Source organism: Agrobacterium leguminum (assembly GCF_005144435.2).
Lineage (GTDB): Bacteria > Pseudomonadota > Alphaproteobacteria > Rhizobiales > Rhizobiaceae > Agrobacterium > Agrobacterium leguminum.
In genome coordinates this window covers 1,458,375-1,477,205 of the sequence record NZ_CP120211.1, presented here as the reverse complement: position 1 = coordinate 1,477,205, position 18,831 = coordinate 1,458,375, and the positions used below count along the sequence as shown (strand labels likewise).

The following is an 18,831-nucleotide window of genomic DNA, read 5'->3' as shown; positions in this document are numbered from 1 at the left end:
GAGATCGCCGTCTGGAGAAATATATGTGCGGAATTGTCGGAATTGTCGGAACCCAGCCCGTTGCTGAACGGCTTGTCGATGCGCTGAAGCGTCTCGAATATCGCGGTTACGATTCGGCTGGTGTCGCCACCATCGACAATGGCGCGATGGACCGTCGCCGGGCGGAAGGAAAGCTCTTCAACCTGGAGAAGAGACTTTCGGAAGAGCCGCTGCCGGGCGTGGTCGGCATCGCTCACACCCGCTGGGCGACCCATGGCGTTCCGAACGAAACCAATGCCCATCCGCATTTCGTCGACGGCGTCGCCGTCGTCCACAATGGCATCATCGAAAACTTCGCCGAACTGCGCGAAGAGCTGACCGCCGGAGGCGCGAGCTTCACCACCCAGACCGATACCGAAGTGGTGGCGCAGCTTCTGGCGAAATATACCCGCGACGGTCTCGGCCATCGCGAGGCGATGCTGAAGATGCTGAACCGCGTGACGGGCGCCTATGCTCTGGTGGTGATGTTCAAGGACGATCCCGGCACGCTGCTTTCGGCGCGTTCCGGCCCGCCGCTTGCCGTCGGTTACGGTCGGGGTGAAATGTTCCTCGGGTCCGACGCCATCGCGCTGTCGCCCTTCACCAACGAGATCACCTATCTGGTGGATGGCGATTGCGCCATCGTGACCCGTCAGGGTGCGGAAATCATCGATTTCTCGGGCAAGCCGGTGAAGCGCGAGCGTCAAATCTCGCAGGCGACGGCCTATGTGGTCGACAAGGGCAACCATCGCCACTTCATGGAAAAGGAAATCTACGAGCAGCCGGAAGTCATTTCCCATGCGCTCAGCCATTATGTGGATTTTGCCTCCAAGACCGTGAAGCAGGCCGACACGGCCATCGATTTCGCCAAGCTTTCCGGTCTTGCCATTTCCGCCTGCGGTACGGCCTATCTGTCCGGCCTGATCGGCAAATACTGGTTCGAGCGTTATGCGCGTCTGCCGGTGGAAATCGATGTCGCCTCGGAATTCCGTTACCGCGAAATCCCGCTCGTTCCCACGCAGGCCGCACTGTTCATTTCGCAATCCGGCGAAACCGCCGATACGCTGGCGGCCCTGCGCTATTGCCAGCAGGAGGGGCTGAAGATCGGCGCGGTGGTCAACACGCGTGAATCCACCATGGCGCGCGAATCCGATGCGATCTTCCCGATCCTTGCCGGTCCGGAAATCGGCGTCGCCTCCACCAAGGCCTTCACCTGCCAGCTTGCAGTGCTCGCTTCGCTTGCCGTTGCCGCCGGAAAAGCACGCGGTACGGTCACGCCCCAGCAGGAAACCGAACTGGTTCGCCATCTGACCGAGATGCCGCGTATCATGAGCAAGGTTCTCAACAGCATCCAGCCGCAGATCGAAGCGCTGTCGCGCGATCTGTCGCGTTTCAAGGACGTGCTTTATCTCGGCCGCGGCACCAGCTTCCCGCTGGCGCTGGAAGGCGCGCTGAAGCTCAAGGAAATCTCCTATATCCACGCCGAAGGTTATGCCGCCGGCGAGCTGAAGCATGGGCCTATCGCGCTGATCGACGAGAACATGCCGGTCATCGTCATCGCGCCGCATGATCGTTTCTTCGAGAAGACCGTTTCGAATATGCAGGAGGTCGCCGCGCGCGGCGGCCGCATCATCTTCATCACCGATGAGAAGGGGGCCGCCGCTTCCAAGCTCGACACCATGGCGACGATCACGCTGCCCAATGTCGATGAGCTTATTGCGCCGATGGTCTTCTCGCTGCCGATCCAGCTGCTCGCCTATCACACCGCCGTCTTCATGGGCACGGATGTGGACCAGCCGCGCAATCTGGCGAAATCGGTAACGGTGGAATGATCATCCGGCCGGAGCGTCAGGGCGATGAAGCGGCGATCGCTCGCGTTACGGAAGATGCTTTCCGTAACGTCGATTACAGCGACAAGACGGAACATCTGATCGTCGAGCGGTTGCGCAGGGCGGGTGCGCTCACGGTTTCACTGGTTGCCGAGGATAGCGAAGGCATCATCGGCCATATCGGTTTTTCGCCGGTGACGCTCACCAGCGGCGAGACCGGCTGGTTCTGCCTCGCGCCGCTTTCCGTGACACCGGAACGGCAGGGGCAGGGCGTCGGTTCAAGGCTGGTGAGGGACGGGCTTGCCGTTCTGGAGCGTCTGAATGCTTCCGGCGCGGTTGTCGCGGGCGATCCGGACTACTATGGCCGCTTCGGTTTTCGCCATGTCGAAGGGGTGAATGCGGAAGGGATTCCTGACGAATATTTCACAGTTCTTCGCTTGCATGGTGGAACTCCATCCGGCATTGTCGGTTTTCATCCGGGTTTCGATGGCGACAACGCTTAATTCCGAACGGTAAATGACCGATATTCCAGTCAAAATTTCATTCGCAGCCCGCCTGCGCAATAGTTTCCTCACGGGCGTTCTGATCCTTGCGCCCGTCACCATCACCATGTGGCTGGTGTGGAGCTTCCTGCAATGGGCCGATAGCTGGGTGAAGCCCTATATTCCGGCCCGTTACGATCCCGAGCAATATTTCGATGTGGCTATTCCCGGTTTCGGCCTGCTGATCGCCGTCATCGGCATCACCCTCATCGGTTTTCTCGGCAATAACCTCATCGGCAAATGGATTTTCGGCGTCGGCGAATCCATCCTCAACCGCATGCCGCTGGTGCGGCCGATCTACAAGAGCATCAAGCAGCTGTTCGAATCCGTCCTGAAGGAGCATTCGAATTCCTTCAAGAAGGTCGGCCTGATCGAGTTTCCGTCATCCGGCACCTGGGCGATGGTGTTCGTCGCCTCCGAGGCCAAGGGCGAGCTTGCCCATCGTTTCAATGAAATGGGCCAGCAGATGGTCGCCGTCTTCCTGCCGCCGACACCGGTGCCGACGGCCGGTTTCCTGCTGTTCGTGCCGAAAGACAAGATCGTCATGCTGGACATGACACCGGAAGATGCGGCGAAACTGCTGATATCCGGCGGTCTGGTGGCCCCGGATTTCAAACCGCCGAAAATGATTGCGCCGGTTTGACGGTTAGAGAACGCCGAGGATGTCCGTCTGCGAAAAGTCGTTGCCGACATAAAGCAAGGGGCAACCCTCGGTTTTCGCCAGCTCGTAGGCAAAGCAGTCGCCGAAATTCAGTCCGGCGGGATGAATGCCCTTGCCCCAGATGCGGTAAGCTTCGGAAACGCCACGCGCCGATTTGGGGGTAACTGGTCTGATTTCGGCGCTCAGACCTTCGATCAGCATCTCTAGTTCCCGGCTGCGATCGCGCCGCTGCGCCACGATCATGGCTTCCGCAAGCGTCCCCGCGGAAATGAGCAGAGCCTCATCCGTTTCGAGAGCTGCGGCGCAGGCATCCGCTTTGGGTTCATCAAGCAGGATCGCCATCAGAGCCGACGTATCGATAACGATCATTTCGGAAGGCCGTGCTCGTCATAGAGAAAATCCTGACTATGCGCGGCATTCGGGCCATCATCGGCTTTGTTGGCGACAGTCGCGCGTACTTTTGCGAGCGCGGCCCTGCGGGAGGTTTTATCCGCCACGGCAGTGACCGGAACCAGCCGCACGGCGGCGTGGCCATGACGGGTGAGAATGACCTCATCACCGGCTTCGGCGCGGCGCACCAGTTCGGTAAGCTGACTTTTTGCATCCGTCACGGATATCTGCACGGCTAACCTCGGGCGTTAAAGTTAGCATTATAATTAGTCCATTCAATGGACCATATCAATCCTCGTCATCCAGATCATCCACTTCCGTCCCCGTATTGGTCGCGTGGAATACGGGAACGAAAAGCCGCATGTAGACCAGCCGCACGCTCCAGCCTTCTTCCAGCGCCTGGCTCCAGGCCTTCTTGCGGCCGGGCTTCTTGAACGCCTTGCCGATTGCCTTTTTCGCGCTCTTCGCAAATGTCTCCGGTTGCAGGATATTCTGCGGCGAACAGAGCGCGTAGCCCTTGCGGAAGGCGGGTGGCGGGCGGCGCGGGTCGATCATGTTCATGGCGGTTCACTTTCAGCCGGCGTGCAGGAAGCGGATCGCTTCGTCGCGGCGGTGCAAATAGAGCAGGGTGCGCAGCGCATTGCCGCGCGGGCCTGTCAGTTCGGGGTCGCGCTCGATGACGTAAGCTGCGTCCTTGCGGGCGATTTCCAGAAGGTCGGCATGGGCTTCGAGGCTGGCGATGCGGAAGCCCGGCGTGCCGGACTGGCGGGTGCCGAGGAGCTCGCCTTCGCCGCGCAGCTTCAAATCCTCCTCGGCGATCAGGAAGCCGTCCTCGCTGTCGCGCAGGATGGAGAGCCGGGCGCGACCGTTTTCGCTGAGCGGGCCTTTATAGAGCAGGATGCAGGTGGAGGCCTCGTCGCCGCGGCCCACACGGCCGCGCAACTGGTGAAGCTGGGCGAGGCCGAAACGTTCGGCGTGTTCAATGACCATGATCGTCGCGTCCGGCACGTCGACACCGACTTCCACCACGGTCGTTGCCACCAGCAACCGGGTTTCGCCATTCTTGAAGGCCAGCATGGCGGCATCCTTCTCCGGGCCGCTCATGCGTCCGTGGATAAGGCCGATGTTGGCGCCGAGCATTTGCGAGAGAACCGCATGCCGCTCCTCCGCCGACATCAGGTCGGATTCTTCCGTCTCCTCCACCAGCGGGCAAATCCAGTAGGCCTTCTTGCCTTCCTTCAGCGCCGCGCGCAGTCGCTCGACAATGTCGCCGATCCGTTCGGTGGGGATCGTCACCGTCTGGATGGGTTTGCGGCCGGCCGGCTTTTCGGTGAGCTTGGAGACATCCATATCGCCGAAGGCTGCCAGAACCAGCGTGCGCGGAATGGGCGTGGCGGTCATGACCAGCATATGCGGCGTGATGCCCTTGGCGGTGAGGCGCAGGCGCTGGTGAACGCCGAAGCGATGCTGTTCGTCGACTACGGCCAGCACGAGGTTCCTGTAGCTCACGCTGTCCTGAAACAGCGCATGGGTGCCGATGACGATCTGCGCTTCGCCGGAAGCCACGCGTTCCTCGATCTCGCGGCGCTCCTTGCCCTTGGTGCGGCCGGTCAGCACTTCGACGGTGATGCCCGCTGCCTGAGCGAGTTTGGATATGGTGGCGTAGTGCTGCCGGGCAAGGATCTCGGTCGGGGCCATCAGCACCGCCTGTCCGCCGGCCTCCACCGCCGTTGCCATGGCCATCAGCGCCACCAGTGTCTTGCCCGCACCGACATCGCCCTGCAGCAACCGCAACATGCGGTCTTCGCCGGCCATGTCGGTCAGGATATCTTTCACGGCGGCGCTCTGGCTTGCCGTCAGCGAGAAGGGCAGTTGCGACAGGATTTTCGCGGCGACGTCACCCTTGGCGCGGATCGGCTGGCCCGCCACCTTGCGCAGCCGCTGACGCACCAGCGCCAGTGACAGCTGCCCGGCGAGGAATTCGTCATAGGCGAGCCGTCTGCGCGCCGGGGCCTGCGGCTCGATATCGGCGCTGTCGCGCGGGTCGTGCAATTCGCGGAAGCTTGAGGCGACATCGCCGAAACCCTGCCGGGTCTTGAGCGTCTCGTCGATCCATTCCGGGAAGACCGGCAGCTTCGACAGCCCGCCTTCGATGGCGCGGCGCAGCACCTTGGGCGATAGTCCGGCGGTCATGGGATAGACCGCTTCCACCAAAGGCAGGTTTTCCGCCTCGGAAAGCTTCACCATGAAATCCGGATGCACCATGGAAGCGCGGCCGTTGAACCAGTCCACCTTGCCGCTGACGAGAACCTCTTCATCGACGGGCAGGGCCTTGGACAGCCAGTCGCCCTTGGCGCGGAAAAAGGTCAGCGCCAGTTCGCCGGTCTCGTCATGCAGGAAGACGCGATAGGGCGCGTTGCGGTTTCCCGGCGGCGGTGGCTGATGCCGGTCGACGCGTCCCTGAATGGTGACAATGGCGCCGGGGCTGGCCAGCGCAATGCCGGGGCGGTTGCGGCGGTCGATGACGTTGGATGGCGCGTGAAAGAGGAGATCGATGACGCGGGTGTCGTCGGCGCTTTCCCGGCTCAAAAGCTTGGCCAGAAGATCGGCAAGTTTCGGCCCCACACCGGCAAGGGTGGAGACGGAGGCAAACAGCGGATCGAGAATGGCCGGGCGCATGGGTCAGCAAAATCGGGGAAGGGGGCGGCTTATGCAAGACTTCGCTGGCCACAAAGGCGGGTTATCACCGGCAGATTTTCACTACTGCGGCATTATTTCGATAAAAACCGGTTCCCAAGCGTTCGCCTCCTGTTCTATAGGAAGTCGCAGTCAACAATTTGTTGATTAATCAACCGAAAGGTGAATGCGATGACTGGACTGGTGCGCACGAGTGCCGACCTCGATCCGAGACGCCGGCGGATTCTTTACCGCTGCTGGCATCGGGGCATTCGTGAGATGGATCTGGTGCTCGGGCAATTCGCGGAAGACAATATTGCCGGGCTTTCCGATGACCAGCTCGATGAGTTGGAAGTCATCATGGCGGAAGAGGATAACGACCTCGTCAAGATGGTGACCGGCGCCCTTGCGATACCGGAGAAATTTCAGACCCCGCTGTTCGAGAAGATCGCCTCCTACCGTCCCGATTTCGATCTCGTCACCGCCGAAACCCTGAAAGCCTGAAAATATGATAGCCGGATTCGATGCAAAGCTGGTGTCGTCGGCCGATACGCCGCTGACCATCGGAAACGTGCCTTCCGGCATGGAAGCCCTTTTGCTTGCCGATATGGCACGGGCGGGCACGTCGGTCGCCTATGTGATGTCGGATGGCCAGCGGGTCGCCGATCTCGAACAGATCCTCGGTTTCGTCGCGCCTGACATTCCAGTGATGACGCTGCCCGCCTGGGACTGCCTTCCCTATGACCGCGTGTCACCGAGCGCCGACACTTCGGCGCGCCGGCTGGCGGCGCTCTCCGGCCTCATCGCTCACGCGAAAAAGCCGCATCCGGCCATCGTGCTCGTCACCGTCAACGCCATGCTGCAGAAGATGGCGCCGCGCGATATTATCGAGAGCCTCGGCTTTTCGGCCCGCCCCGGCAACCAGATCCGCATGGAAGAGATTGCCGCGCGGCTGGAACGCAACGGTTTCGACCGGGTGGCGACGGTGCGCGAAGTGGGTGAATTCGCCGTGCGCGGCGGTATTCTCGATGTGTTCGTGCCGGGCACGGAAGAGCCGGTGCGGCTCGATTTCTTCGGCGATACGCTGGAGAGCATCCGCACCTTCGATCCGGCCAGCCAGCGCACCATCGGTCAGGCGCGCTCGCTCGATTTGAACCCGATGAGCGAAGTGACGCTAACGCCGGATACGATCAGCCGTTTCCGCAAGAATTACCTGTCGCTATTCGGCGCGGCGACCCGCGACGACGCGCTTTATCAGGCCGTCTCCGAAGGTCGCCGTTATGCCGGCATGGAGCATTGGCTGCCACTGTTTTACGAGCAGCTGGAGACCGCCTTCGATTATCTGAAGGATTTCCGCATCGTCACCGATCACACGGCGCGGGAGGCGGCGAAAGAGCGCTCCAAGCTGGTGCTCGATTATTACGATGCGCGCCGCAGCTCCGGCGAAACCAAGGGCTCGACCCAGGGCGCGCCCTATAAACCAGTTTCCCCCGGCCAGCTTTATCTCGATGGCAAGAGCTTCGATGCCGCACTCGCCGCCGTCAACGCGGTACGCCTGACACCCTTCAACGAGCAGGACAGCGAAGGCCGCCCGGTCGCCACGCTCGATGCCCATGTCGGGCCGCGCTGGGCGCGTCCGCCAACCGAGGGCGAGAGCGAAGAACGGATCAACGTTTTCGATCTGGCGGTGAAGCACATTGCCGAACGCCGCGCCAAGGGCTGGAAGGTGCTGATAACAGGCTGGTCGGAAGGTTCGCTCGACCGGCTGTTGCAGGTGCTGAATGAGCACGGGCTTGAAAAGATCAAGCCAGTCACCTCGCTGAAAGAGGTAGAGAAGCTCGGCAAGGGCGAGGCGGCCTCGGCGGTTCTGAGCCTTGAGGCGGGTTTCGAAACCGGAACGCTGGCGGTTATCGGCGAGCAGGATATTCTCGGCGACCGCATGGTGCGCCGCTCCAAGCGCCGCAAGCGCGGCGCGGATTTCATCTCGGAAGTGGCGGGGCTGGATGAGGGCTCGCTGGTCGTCCATGCCGAACATGGCATCGGCCGTTTCGTCGGCCTGCGGACAATCGAGGCGGCGGGTGCGCCGCGCGCTTGTCTGGAACTGCATTATGCCGATGACGCCAAGCTGTTCCTGCCGGTTGAAAACATCGATCTTCTGTCCCGTTACGGTTCGGATGCGGCGGAAGCGCAGCTGGACAAGCTTGGCGGCGGCGCATGGCAGATGCGCAAGGCCAAGCTCAAGAAGCGCCTGCTGGACATGGCAGACGAGCTTATCCGCATCGCCGCCGCGCGCCTGGTGCGCCATGCGCCGGTGCTGACGGCGCCGGATGGGCTTTACGACGAATTCGCCGCCCGTTTCCCCTATGACGAGACGGAAGACCAGCTGAACGCGATTGAGTCCATTCGCGAGGATCTCGGCGCCGGCCGGCCGATGGATCGGCTCATCTGCGGCGATGTCGGTTTCGGCAAGACCGAGGTGGCGTTGCGCGCCGCGTTCCTTGCCGCCATGAACGGCGTGCAGGTGGCTGTGGTGGTGCCGACCACGCTGCTTTCCCGCCAGCATTTCCGCACCTTCTCGGAACGTTTCCGTGGGTTGCCGATCCGGGTGCAGCAGGCTTCGCGCCTCGTGGGCTCCAAGGAATTGACGCTGACGAAAAAGGAAGTTGCCGATGGCAAGACGGATATTGTCGTCGGTACCCATGCGCTGCTCGGCGCAGGCATCAGTTTCGCCAATCTCGGCCTGCTGATCATCGATGAAGAGCAGCATTTTGGTGTGAAGCACAAGGAGCGGCTGAAGGAGCTGAAGAGCGACGTGCATGTGCTGACGCTCTCTGCGACGCCTATTCCGCGCACCTTGCAGCTTGCCATGACGGGCGTGCGGGAACTGTCGCTCATCACCACGCCGCCGGTGGACCGCATGGCGGTGCGCACCTTCATTTCGCCGTTCGACCCGCTCGTCATCCGCGAGACGCTGATGCGCGAGCATTATCGCGGCGGCCAGAGCTTCTATGTCTGCCCGCGCCTTGCCGATCTTGCTGACATTCACGCCTTCCTGCAATCGGATGTGCCGGAACTGAAGGTGGCGGTGGCGCATGGGCAGATGCCGGCCGGCGAACTCGAAGACATCATGAACGCCTTTTATGACGGCAAATATGATGTGCTGCTGTCGACCACCATCGTCGAATCCGGCCTTGATGTGCCGACTGCCAATACGCTGATCGTGCACCGCGCCGACATGTTCGGCCTTGCCCAGCTTTACCAGCTGCGCGGCCGTGTCGGCCGTTCCAAGGTGCGCGCCTTCGCGCTCTTCACCCTGCCGGTCAACAAGGTGCTGACGACGATGGCCGAGCGGCGGCTGAAGGTGCTGCAATCGCTCGATACGCTGGGCGCCGGCTTCCAACTGGCGAGCCACGACCTCGATATTCGCGGTGCGGGCAATCTGCTCGGCGAGGAACAGTCCGGCCATATCAAGGAAGTCGGTTTCGAGCTTTACCAGCAGATGCTGGAAGAAGCGGTTGCCGAAGTGAAGGGCGACGAGCAGGTGCAGGATAGCGGCTGGTCGCCGCAGATTTCGGTCGGCACCTCTGTCATGATCCCGGAGGACTATGTTCCCGATCTGCATCTGCGCATGGGTCTTTACCGCCGTCTCGGTGAGCTTGCGGATATCAGCGAGATCGATGGTTTCGGCGCGGAAATGATCGACCGTTTCGGCCCGCTGCCGAAAGAGGTGCAGCATCTCCTCAAGATCGTCTACATCAAGTCGCTCTGCCGCACTGCCAATGTCGAGAAGGTGGATGCCGGGCCGAAGGGCGTGGTCGTGCAGTTCCGCAACAAGGAATTCCCCAATCCGGCAGCACTTGTCGCCTATATCGGCAAGCAGGGCACGATGGCGAAGATCCGCCCCGATCACAGCCTGTTCCTGACGCGCGACCTGCCGACGCCGGAAAAGCGGCTGGCGGGTGCGGCGATGATCATGACACAGCTTGCCGAACTGGCGCGGTCCTAAAACTTCGGGAGGTCGTCGACCCAAAGCAGACCGAGGCGCGTGGGGCTTACCCCCCTCTGTCCTGCCGGACATCTCCCCCTCAAGGGGGGAGATCGATCTGTGGCAAGGTCTCGCCCATCTGGAAGCTTGAAAATGAAGCGACAAAAGGGCCTCTTGCCGATCTCCCCCTTTGAGGGGGAGATGCCCGGCAGGGCAGAGGGGGGTAAAGCCCCACCCACCCTCGGCTTGCTAACAAATGGCCAATCCTCGAAAAACCCAACCCGCAAGGCTCAGCAAAAATTACGCCGATGTAACGAAACGGACATGCGCTGGTAGTCTTCACGGGCGTAGTCTCAGCTCCATACCCGGTGCGGCGGATCGGTAGATGCCGCCGGGTGATGAAGGAGCAGGACGATGTGGACCAACATCAACAGGTTTGCCACCGCTGGTCTGGTTGCCTTGACAATTGCGGGCACCACAATTGCCACCACCAGCCAGGCGGAAGCGCGCAATAATTTCGGCCGCGGCCTTGCCGCCGGCATTGCCGGCACGATCATTGGCGGAGCGCTGATTGCGGGTGCAAGACATCCCGGCTACGCTTATGGCCCCGCATATTACGCGCCCGCCTACGGTCCACCCGTTTATGCCGCACCGGCCTATGGCCCGCCGGTTGTTTACCAGCCGGCCTACCCGCGCTGCCACGTGGCGTGGAGGCAGAACGCCTGGGGCGATATGTATCGGGTCAGGGTTTGTGATTGATCGAATGCCATGCCGGCGACGTGAATACGCGTTGCCGGTTCTTCGCATTCGTTATGCTTCAGCGCCCGTCTTCCGGCGTGATGCCGACGGCCACGTTCTGGTCGGTGGCGGCGATCGAGGCGGGCAGCGGCACTTTTCTCTGTTTCTCGCGGATCAGCGTGAGCAGGCCGGAACCGACGATGAGGGCGATGCCGACCAGCATCCAACCGTCGATACGGTCGCCGAAAATCAGGTAACCGAACAGGATGGCCCAGAGCATCTGGCTATATTGCGTTGGGCCGATCATGGCGGCGGGCGCATATTGGGCGGCATACATGACCAGTACGTTGCCAAGCGCGCCGAGCAGGCCATATCCCGCCAGCAGCAGCCATTGCTCGCCGGCTGGCATGACAAAAGTCGGCACCATGGCGATGCCGCTTATGGTGAGACAGCCGAGCACGCCGGCACCATAAAGCGAGACGTTCTTTTCCGACGGGCCCATCGCGCGGAAGATGACGATGCTGAGCGCACCGCTGAAGCCGCCGATGATGGCGCCGAGATGGCCGACGCCCAGTTCGCGGAAGCCCGGCCGCAGGATGACCAGCACGCCGAGGAAACCGATGATGACGGCCGACCAGCGCTTGATGCCCACCTGTTCCTTCAGGAACACCACCGACATGATGGTGACGAAGGAAGGGAGCAGAAAGATCAGCGCGAAGGCTTCCGCCATGGAAAGATGGGTGAAGGCGGTCACGCTGCCGACTGCGCCGGTGCCGGCGGCAAAAAAGCGGATGATCCATAAAGGGCGGTTCGTCGTTTTCACCACATCCACCCAGCGATCGTTGCGTTTGCGGATGAAGGGCAGGGCGACGAGGCCGAAAAGGGCGCCGAAGAAGGCCGATTCGATCGGCGAAATCTGGCCTTCTATGAGTTTAACGCTTGCATCGCTCCAGGCGTAGGCAGCGAAGGCGGCAAAGGCGAGCAGAATGCCTTTCAGGGTCTGGTCGGACACGGAAACACCGGCGAAAAATCGAGTTGATGAAAACCGCCGGTGGTTTGACCGTCAGTTCATCGATCTATGCTCGTCCGCCTTGATTTTTGCAATATCCCGCAGTGCAGCAATCAATACATCCGGCGTTTGTGCACCGCTTATGGCGTATTTCTGGTCGATGATGAAGAAGGGCACGCCGGCGACGCCCATTTGCTGCGCCGCATCAATTTCGGCGATGACGGTATCCTTGTCGGCGTCCGAGGCCAGAAGCCGGGCTACGACCTTGGCGTCCATGCCGGATTTTTCGGCCACATCGGTCAGCACTGCGTGATCGCCGATGTTGCGGCCTTCCTCGAAATTGGCCTTGAACAGGGCGGTGACGACCTTTTCCTGAACGTCGCGGCCTTCGGAATGCGCCCAGAGCGACAGCCGATGGGCGTCGAGCGTGTTCGGGCCGATCTTGATCGCATCGAAATCGTAATTGATGCCGACTTCCCTGCCGAGCTGCACCAGCGTGGCATGCGCCTGTTCCAGGCGCTCCTTGCCGAGCTTTTCCTCGAGAGCGGCTTTCTGGTCGACGCCTTCAGGCGGATAATCCGGGTTGAGGCGGTAAGGACGCCAGTTCACGTCGACGCTGATTTCGTCCTGCACCTCGGCAATGGCGAGATCGAGCCTTGCCTTGCCGAGATAACACCACGGGCAGACCATATCCGATACGACGTCGATAACGATGCGTTCCATGGTTTTATCTTCCCTTTTCTCTGCCGGGGATGGGTGCGGTGCGGTTTATTGCGCCCGTGCATCCCACCAGGTCTGTTTCTGATTGCCGGATATCGGCGTCATATCCGGGCGGTCGATATATTTCCAGCGGGCCACCCATTGCGCGCCGATATAATAGAGCGGAATGACATAGTGGCCGGCAACGAGAAGGCGGTCGTAACCGCGCACCGCCGCCTGAAAATCCTCCGTCGACCTTGCCTGCAGCAGGGCCTCGATCATGCGGTCTATATCGGGATTTGCAGCACCCGCATAGTTGAAGCTGCCCTGCGCATCCCGCGAGAGCGAACTCCAGCGGTTGAGCTGTTCCATCCCCGGCGAAAGCGAGGACGGCAGGGAGCGGATGATCATATCATAGTCGAAGCTGTTCGAGCGGGCCTGATATTGCCCGTCATCGACCGAGCGGATGCCCATGGCGACGCCGATCAGGTTGAGCGAACGCTGATAGGCAAGCGCAATGCGCTCCTGCGCCGGGTTCTGCGTCATGATTTCGAAGGCAAGCTGACGGCCATTGGCGTCGGACATCCTGCCGTTCTTGATGCTGTAGCCAGCCTCTTTCAGCTTGTCGACGGCCATTTTCAGAACTTTGCGGTCCGCGCCGGTGCTGTCAGTGGTCGGCATGGCATAGGTTCCCGCCAGCAGTTCCGGCGGCATGGTTTTCGCCGCATCGCCAAGCAGGGCAAGCTCACGCTCGTCGGCGGCATTGCCATAGGCGCCGAGCGGTGAGTTCTGCCAGTAACTCTGCGTGCGCTTGAAGGAGCCGCCGAGGATGTTCTTGTTCATCCATTCGAAATCGAGCGCATAGGACAGGCCCTCGCGCACCTTTTCGTCGGCGAAGACGGCGCGGCGGGTGTTGAAAACGAGGCCGAACATGCCGGTGGGCAGGCGCGGCTGGAAGACGTCCTTGACGATATCGCCGCGATGGACGGCCGGGAAATTGTAAGCCTGTCCCCAGTGCGAGGTATCGGAAGTGCCGTTGATGGCGTCGCCTTCAGGATAAATGTCGATATCGCCCTTCTTGAAGGCCTCGAACATGGTGGTGACCTGAAGGAAATAGGTGACGCTGATCTCGTCGTAATTGTCGAAGCCGACCTTGCCCGGAATATCCTTGCCCCAATAATCCGGGTTCCGCTCCCAGATGATTCGTTCGCCCGGCCGCAGGGTTTTGATTCGGTATGGACCCGAGCCGACGACCGCGCCGAGGCCCGCCTGCTCGAATTTTTCCGGATCGATCGCATGTTTCGGCAGGATCGGGGTGGAGGAGGCGAGAATGAGCGGCGTTTCGCGGTTCGCCTTGTCATTGAAGGTGAAACGCACGCTGCGATCGCCGATTTTTTCCAGCTTCGCCACGCCGTCCAGACGGGTGTTGAAGGGTGGGCGGCCTTTTTCCTTCAGGAGGTTGAAGGTGAAGATCACGTCATCTGCGGTCACCGGCTCGCCGTCGGACCATTTTGCCTTCGGGTTGAGGTTGAACTGTACGAAGCTGCGCTCCTCATCCCACTCCGCGGTTTCGGCGAGCAGGCCGTAAAGGCTGAAAGGCTCGTCGCTGGAGCGCAGCATCAGCGGTTCGTAAAGAAGATTGCCGAATTCCGGGTCCCAGACGCCGCGTGCGGTGGTCCGCATTCCCTTGAGAACGAAGGGATTGAGGCTGTCGAAGGTGCCGACGACGCCATAGGAAATACGGCCGCCTTTCTTCACGTCCGGATTGACGTAAGGGAGGTGGCGGAAATCTGCCGGCAGGGCGGGTGTGCCGTGCATGGAAATGCCGTGAAGCGGCTGTGCCAGGGCGGTTCCGGCGGGAAGCAGGGATGATCCCAGAAGGAACAATGCGGGGATGAGGGCCGCAAGGTTGCGCATGTCACTATCCTGTCTCAACGGTCAGTCCGATATGTGGACCTGACCGGTTTATCGTCATGATTCTGGCAGATATGTAGCACACGGACATTGCATGACCCATGCAACGGCGGGAAATCTTGGGTCAGCTCAAGAAAAAGTTAAAGAAGTGCTGGATATCGCCGCGATCGGCATGTAACAGGGGGACCGGAAGAGACGGGTCACGCATTTGCCTCATTTAAACGACAGTTGAACGGGCAGAAGGATACCGCCATCGGCGAACAGGATCTTGCGGTTCTGTTCTGGCAGACATTCAGGAGACGGAACTCTTATGATGCACAAGGCAAACACATTCACCCGGACGGCTCTGTCCGCTCTGGTCCTTTCTCTCGGCGCAATGTCCGCTCCGGCCATCTCGCAGGCGCAGGATGCCGCGCCCGCCGCTCAGGGCGCCGGCGCTCCGCCGCTCGGCTGGTTCAAGACCTGCTCCAAGCAGGAAGACAACGATGTCTGCGTCGTGCAGAACGTGGTTCTTGCCCAGAACGGCCAGATGATCACCGCCGTCGGCCTCATCACCGTTGAAGGCAAGGTCAACCGCAAGCTGCTGCAGGTCTCCGTTCCGACCGCGCGCCTCGTTCCTCCGGGCGTGATGATGCAGATCGACGGCGGCAAGGGCCAGAAGCTCGACTACGCCGTTTGCCTTCCCGACAAGTGCACGGCCGAAGTTCCGCTGACGGACGCCATGATCGCTTCCCTGAAGAAGGGTAGCGAGGTGGTCTTCACCTCCATCAACTTCCGCCGCGCGCCGAACCCCATCAAGATTGCACTCTCCGGCTTCACCGGTGCCTATGACGGCCCGGCGATCACCCAGTCGCAGCTGGCCGAAAGCCAGCGCAGCCTGCAGGAAGGCATGCAGAAGAAGGCTGAAGAGGCCCGCAAGAAGCTGGAAGCCGCACAGGATGCTGCCAAGGGCGCGCCGAAGCCCTGATTGCAGCGTAAGCTCCCAAAACAGGAAAACCGGTCTGGCGACAGACCGGTTTTTTTATGCCCCTGGGAGGGAGGGGAGAAATTTGGCGGGCGTCAATGCGCCGTCGACATTTTTGGGCGCCATTCGCCGTTCGGCGCCTTGTCGAAGATGCGGCCGATATTGGGATTTCGGAGCGGCGTCTCGTTTTCGTCGTGGACGAGGTTCTGTTCGGAAACATAGGCGACATATTCCGTCTCCTCGTTTTCGGCCAGAAGATGATAGAAGGGCTGGTCGCGATCCGGCCTGATTTCCGCAGGGATGGCGTTCCACCATTCCTCGGTATTGGCATATTCCGGGTCCACGTCGATCACCACACCGCGGAACGGAAACACCTTGTGGCGGACGATTTCGCCAAGCGTGAATTTTGCGTTTCTTTGTTTCATGGCATGTACTTCCTTTCCCAATACTAGTTGGTATCGGAATGCGAAATATCAAGACCTAGCGGTTTTGGCGCCGGTCTGCCGTCCGCGTTCAGCGCCTTCTGCCGATGGGCGCGGTGGCGATGATGACGCCGCCGGTGACCAGCACGATGCCGATGGCGTGATAGGTCTCGAAAGTCTCCCCCAGGAACAGCGTGGCCATGAGGATCGAGACCGGCGGCATCATGTAAAGCGTGATGCCAGCGGTCGCGGGCCCGAAGACGCGCACCGTATGGGTGAAGCAATAAAAGGCCAATAGTGAGGCGAACAGGATGATGCCGCCGATCTTGGCCCAGGCCATTGGCGTGGCGGGCAACATGCCGCCCTGCGCCAGTTCCAGCGCCGCCGGCGGCAGAAGCACGAGCGCGCCGGAAAAGGCGATCAGGCCGAAAAGGCTGAAAGAGGCCATCTGCCGTGCGGCGGGATCGCGAAGCAGCAGCGAATAGACCGCAAAGGCGATGGCCGCCGTCAGGATCGCGAAATCGCCAATGTTGAAATTCAGGTGCCAGAGAGCGGACATATCGCCCTTGAGCACGATGGCCGCCACGCCGGCAAAGGCGATGACCATGCCCGCCACTTCCAGCTTCCGGATCGGGCGGCCCTGGAAGACGCGCTGGAACAGGATGATGAACAGCGAGGACGTGGTGTAGATCAGCGTGCCGTTGGCGGCCGTCGTCATGGTCAGCCCCCAATAGACCACGCCGCCGCAGATGCCCATGCCGAGAATGCCGAGGATGAGCCAAAGGAGCGTTTTCCGCCGCACGAAGGCAAGGCAATTGCGCCAGTCGGCGATCATGAAGGGGGCGATGATGAGGGTCGAGCCGATCCAGCGGATGAAGGCGGCGATGAAAGGCGAGACTTCGCCGACGACGCCACGGCCGAAAATGACATTGCTGGAGAAAAAGAACGGCACCGCCAGAAAGATGAGCCAGTCCGTGAGGCGCGTTTGCTGAGAGGCTGGCTTGTTCGACATTCTTCGCAATGATGGCTGGGCTTCAAAAGAAAACGGCGGCTTTCCAGGGAAAACCGCCGGAATGGATGGAGCGCCCCGATGGGAGCGCTCCAAAGGCCGATCAGGCCGAGTAGTACATGTCGAATTCGACCGGATGCGGGGTCATTTCGAAACGCATGACTTCCTGCATCTTCAGCTCGATGAACGAGTCGATCTGGTCGTCGTCGAACACGCCGCCGGCGGTCAGGAACTTGCGGTCCTTGTCGAGGCTTTCCAGCGCTTCACGCAGCGAGCCGCAGACGGTCGGGATCTTCTTCAGTTCCTTGGCGGGAAGGTCGTAAAGGTCCTTGTCCATCGGCTTGCCGGGGTGGATCTTGTTCTTGATGCCGTCAAGGCCGGCCATGAGCATGGCCGCAAAACCGAGATAGGGGTTCTGGGTCGGATCCGGGAAGCGGACTTCGACGCGCTTTGCCTTCGGGTTGGAGCCGAAGGGAATACGGCACGATGCGGAACGGTTGCGCGCGGAGTAGGCGAGCAGAACCGGCGCTTCATAACCCGGCACCAGACGCTTGTAGGAGTTGGTGGTGGGGTTGGTGAAGGCGTTGATGGCCTTGGCGTGCTTGATGATGCCGCCGATGTAGTAGAGGCAGGTCTCGGAAAGGCCTGCATATTCGTCACCTGCGAAGGTCGGCTTGCCACCCTTCCAGATCGACTGGTGAACGTGCATGCCCGAGCCGTTATCGCCGAAGATCGGCTTCGGCATGAAGGTTGCCGTCTTGCCATAGGCATTGGCGACCTGGTGCACGACGTACTTGTAGATCTGCATCTTGTCGGCGCTGGAGACGAGCGTGTCGAACTTCACGCCCAACTCGTGCTGTGCGGCAGCCACTTCGTGGTGGTGCTTTTCGACGACCACGCCCATTTCGGCCAGAACCGTCAGCATTTCGGAGCGCATGTCCTGGAGGCTGTCGATCGGCGGAACGGGGAAATAACCGCCCTTGACGCGCGGACGGTGGCCGAGGTTGCCGGTCTCGTAATCCGTGTCGTCGTTGGACGGCAGTTCGGACGAATCCAGCTTGAAGCCGGTGTTGTAGGGATCGGCCTTGTACTTCACGTCGTCGAAGACGAAGAATTCCGGCTCCGGGCCAACGAAAACGGTGTCGCCGATACCCGACGCCTTGAGGTAGGCTTCGGCCTTCTTGGCGGTGCCGCGCGGGTCGCGGTTATAGGCTTCGCCCGAGACCGGGTCGAGGATGTCGCAAAGGACGACCAGGGTGGACTGGGCGAAGAACGGGTCGATATGGGCGGTGGCCGGATCGGGCATCAGCACCATGTCGGACTCGTTGATGGCCTTCCAGCCGGCGATCGAGGAGCCGTCGAACATGACGCCATCGGCGAACATGTCTTCGTCCACACAGACAACATCCATGGTGACGTGCTGCAGCTTGCCCTTGGGGTCGGTAAAGCGCAGGTCCACGAACTTGATGTCGTTATCCTTGATCTGCTTCAAGATATCGTTTGCGGTCGTCATTTAAACGTTTTCCTTGAGTGTGATGATGACGAGGTGAAAACCCAAGCCTCCCCGGCTCGGGACGTTCTTGATTATATGGCGTCCACGCCTGTTTCACCGGTACGGATGCGGATGACTTCCTCGACATTGGAAACGAAAATCTTTCCGTCGCCGATACGTCCTGTCTGCGCCGCATTGCGGATCGCCTCGATGACGGCTTCCGCATTCTCATCCGCCAATACGACTTCGACTTTCACTTTCGGCAAAAAGTCCACGACGTACTCTGCTCCGCGGTAGAGTTCCGTGTGGCCCTTCTGACGACCAAAGCCTTTTGCTTCCGTGACCGTGATTCCCTGAAGTCCGACTTCCTGAAGGGCTTCCTTCACTTCATCGAGCTTGAAAGGCTTAATGATCGCTTCGATCTTTTTCATGAGAAAATATCTCTCCGCTTCTCCCGTTAAAGCAGGTAACTCCCGCTCTGCC

General features: G+C 60.7%; 18 protein-coding genes. 7 read left to right on the top strand and 11 right to left on the bottom strand.

The features are described 5' to 3' along the window. The first annotated feature begins 23 nt into the window (after positions 1-23). The 3 genes from glmS to CFBP4996_RS07255 are packed head-to-tail and all read left to right on the top strand — an operon-like array spanning position 24 to position 3,032. The gene (gene glmS / locus CFBP4996_RS07265; protein ID WP_080851710.1) at positions 24-1,850 is read left to right on the top strand and encodes a glutamine--fructose-6-phosphate transaminase (isomerizing); all 1,827 of its coding nucleotides are present in this window, start codon (positions 24-26) and stop codon (positions 1,848-1,850) included. Next, positions 1,847-2,350, top strand: a complete 504-nt coding sequence (locus CFBP4996_RS07260; RefSeq protein WP_080851712.1) for a GNAT family N-acetyltransferase — start codon at positions 1,847-1,849, stop codon at positions 2,348-2,350. Before glmS ends, CFBP4996_RS07260 begins: the two co-directional genes overlap by 4 nt. 13 nt (positions 2,351-2,363) lie before the next feature. Next, positions 2,364-3,032: a DUF502 domain-containing protein gene (locus tag CFBP4996_RS07255; RefSeq protein WP_059760288.1), complete on the top strand. Its 669-nt coding sequence runs from the start codon at positions 2,364-2,366 to the stop codon at positions 3,030-3,032. Positions 3,033-3,035: 3 nt separating this feature from the next. On the opposite strand, the gene CFBP4996_RS07250 is transcribed toward CFBP4996_RS07255, so the two are convergent. From CFBP4996_RS07250 to recG, 4 genes are read right to left on the bottom strand one after another with little or no spacing between them, the layout of a single operon-like run. Then, the gene (locus tag CFBP4996_RS07250; protein ID WP_080851714.1) at positions 3,036-3,419 is read right to left on the bottom strand and encodes a type II toxin-antitoxin system VapC family toxin; all 384 of its coding nucleotides are present in this window, start codon (positions 3,417-3,419) and stop codon (positions 3,036-3,038) included. Beyond that, on the bottom strand, positions 3,416-3,673 hold the full coding sequence (locus CFBP4996_RS07245) for a type II toxin-antitoxin system Phd/YefM family antitoxin (RefSeq protein ID WP_080851717.1): 258 nt from the start codon (positions 3,671-3,673) through the stop codon (positions 3,416-3,418). Before CFBP4996_RS07245 ends, CFBP4996_RS07250 begins: the two co-directional genes overlap by 4 nt. Positions 3,674-3,728: 55 nt before the next feature. Then, positions 3,729-4,001: a hypothetical protein gene (locus CFBP4996_RS07240; RefSeq protein WP_080834739.1), complete on the bottom strand. Its 273-nt coding sequence runs from the start codon at positions 3,999-4,001 to the stop codon at positions 3,729-3,731. Positions 4,002-4,013: 12 nt separating this feature from the next. After that, positions 4,014-6,119, bottom strand: coding sequence for an ATP-dependent DNA helicase RecG (gene recG / locus CFBP4996_RS07235; protein ID WP_080851719.1), 2,106 nt, complete (start codon positions 6,117-6,119; stop codon positions 4,014-4,016). Positions 6,120-6,308: 189 nt separating this feature from the next. Here recG and CFBP4996_RS07230 point away from each other — a divergent pair, with 189 nt between their 5' ends. From CFBP4996_RS07230 to CFBP4996_RS07220, 3 genes are all read left to right on the top strand, one after another. Next, the gene (locus CFBP4996_RS07230) at positions 6,309-6,620 is read left to right on the top strand and encodes an FAD assembly factor SdhE (RefSeq protein ID WP_080851721.1); all 312 of its coding nucleotides are present in this window, start codon (positions 6,309-6,311) and stop codon (positions 6,618-6,620) included. A gap of 4 nt (positions 6,621-6,624) precedes the next feature. Then, positions 6,625-10,122 carry a transcription-repair coupling factor gene (gene mfd / locus CFBP4996_RS07225; protein WP_080851723.1) on the top strand — a complete coding sequence of 1,166 codons (3,498 nt, stop codon included), beginning with the start codon at positions 6,625-6,627 and terminating at the stop codon, positions 10,120-10,122. Between the two features lie 393 nt (positions 10,123-10,515). Beyond that, positions 10,516-10,860 carry a hypothetical protein gene (locus CFBP4996_RS07220; RefSeq protein WP_065660851.1) on the top strand — a complete coding sequence of 115 codons (345 nt, stop codon included), beginning with the start codon at positions 10,516-10,518 and terminating at the stop codon, positions 10,858-10,860. A gap of 58 nt (positions 10,861-10,918) precedes the next feature. Here the strand turns inward: CFBP4996_RS07220 and CFBP4996_RS07215 are convergent, their stop codons facing one another. The 3 genes from CFBP4996_RS07215 to CFBP4996_RS07205 are packed head-to-tail and all read right to left on the bottom strand — an operon-like array spanning position 10,919 to position 14,464. Beyond that, positions 10,919-11,851 carry a DMT family transporter gene (locus CFBP4996_RS07215; RefSeq protein WP_080851725.1) on the bottom strand — a complete coding sequence of 311 codons (933 nt, stop codon included), beginning with the start codon at positions 11,849-11,851 and terminating at the stop codon, positions 10,919-10,921. A gap of 51 nt (positions 11,852-11,902) precedes the next feature. After that, a complete protein-coding gene (locus CFBP4996_RS07210; protein WP_003523423.1) occupies positions 11,903-12,571 on the bottom strand; it encodes a DsbA family oxidoreductase in 669 nt (222 codons plus the stop codon). 45 nt (positions 12,572-12,616) lie between these two features. Beyond that, positions 12,617-14,464 carry an extracellular solute-binding protein gene (locus CFBP4996_RS07205; protein ID WP_080851727.1) on the bottom strand — a complete coding sequence of 616 codons (1,848 nt, stop codon included), beginning with the start codon at positions 14,462-14,464 and terminating at the stop codon, positions 12,617-12,619. A 307-nt stretch (positions 14,465-14,771) separates the two neighbouring features. Here CFBP4996_RS07205 and CFBP4996_RS07200 point away from each other — a divergent pair, with 307 nt between their 5' ends. Further along, positions 14,772-15,428 (top strand): invasion associated locus B family protein, encoded by a 657-nt coding sequence (locus tag CFBP4996_RS07200; protein WP_003523420.1) that lies wholly within the window; start codon positions 14,772-14,774, stop codon positions 15,426-15,428. Positions 15,429-15,520: 92 nt separating this feature from the next. On the opposite strand, the gene hspQ is transcribed toward CFBP4996_RS07200, so the two are convergent. The 4 genes from hspQ to CFBP4996_RS07180 all read right to left on the bottom strand — a co-directional run bounded on the left by hspQ (position 15,521) and on the right by CFBP4996_RS07180 (position 18,779). Next, positions 15,521-15,850: a heat shock protein HspQ gene (gene hspQ, locus CFBP4996_RS07195; protein ID WP_003523419.1), complete on the bottom strand. Its 330-nt coding sequence runs from the start codon at positions 15,848-15,850 to the stop codon at positions 15,521-15,523. An 88-nt stretch (positions 15,851-15,938) separates the two neighbouring features. Beyond that, the gene (locus CFBP4996_RS07190) at positions 15,939-16,859 is read right to left on the bottom strand and encodes a DMT family transporter (RefSeq protein WP_080851729.1); all 921 of its coding nucleotides are present in this window, start codon (positions 16,857-16,859) and stop codon (positions 15,939-15,941) included. A gap of 100 nt (positions 16,860-16,959) precedes the next feature. Beyond that, complete coding sequence (gene glnA, locus CFBP4996_RS07185) at positions 16,960-18,369, bottom strand: type I glutamate--ammonia ligase (RefSeq protein WP_003523416.1); 1,410 nt, start codon at positions 18,367-18,369, stop codon at positions 16,960-16,962. A gap of 71 nt (positions 18,370-18,440) precedes the next feature. Further along, a complete protein-coding gene (locus tag CFBP4996_RS07180; RefSeq protein WP_003515720.1) occupies positions 18,441-18,779 on the bottom strand; it encodes a P-II family nitrogen regulator in 339 nt (112 codons plus the stop codon). Positions 18,780-18,831 lie beyond the last annotated feature (52 nt).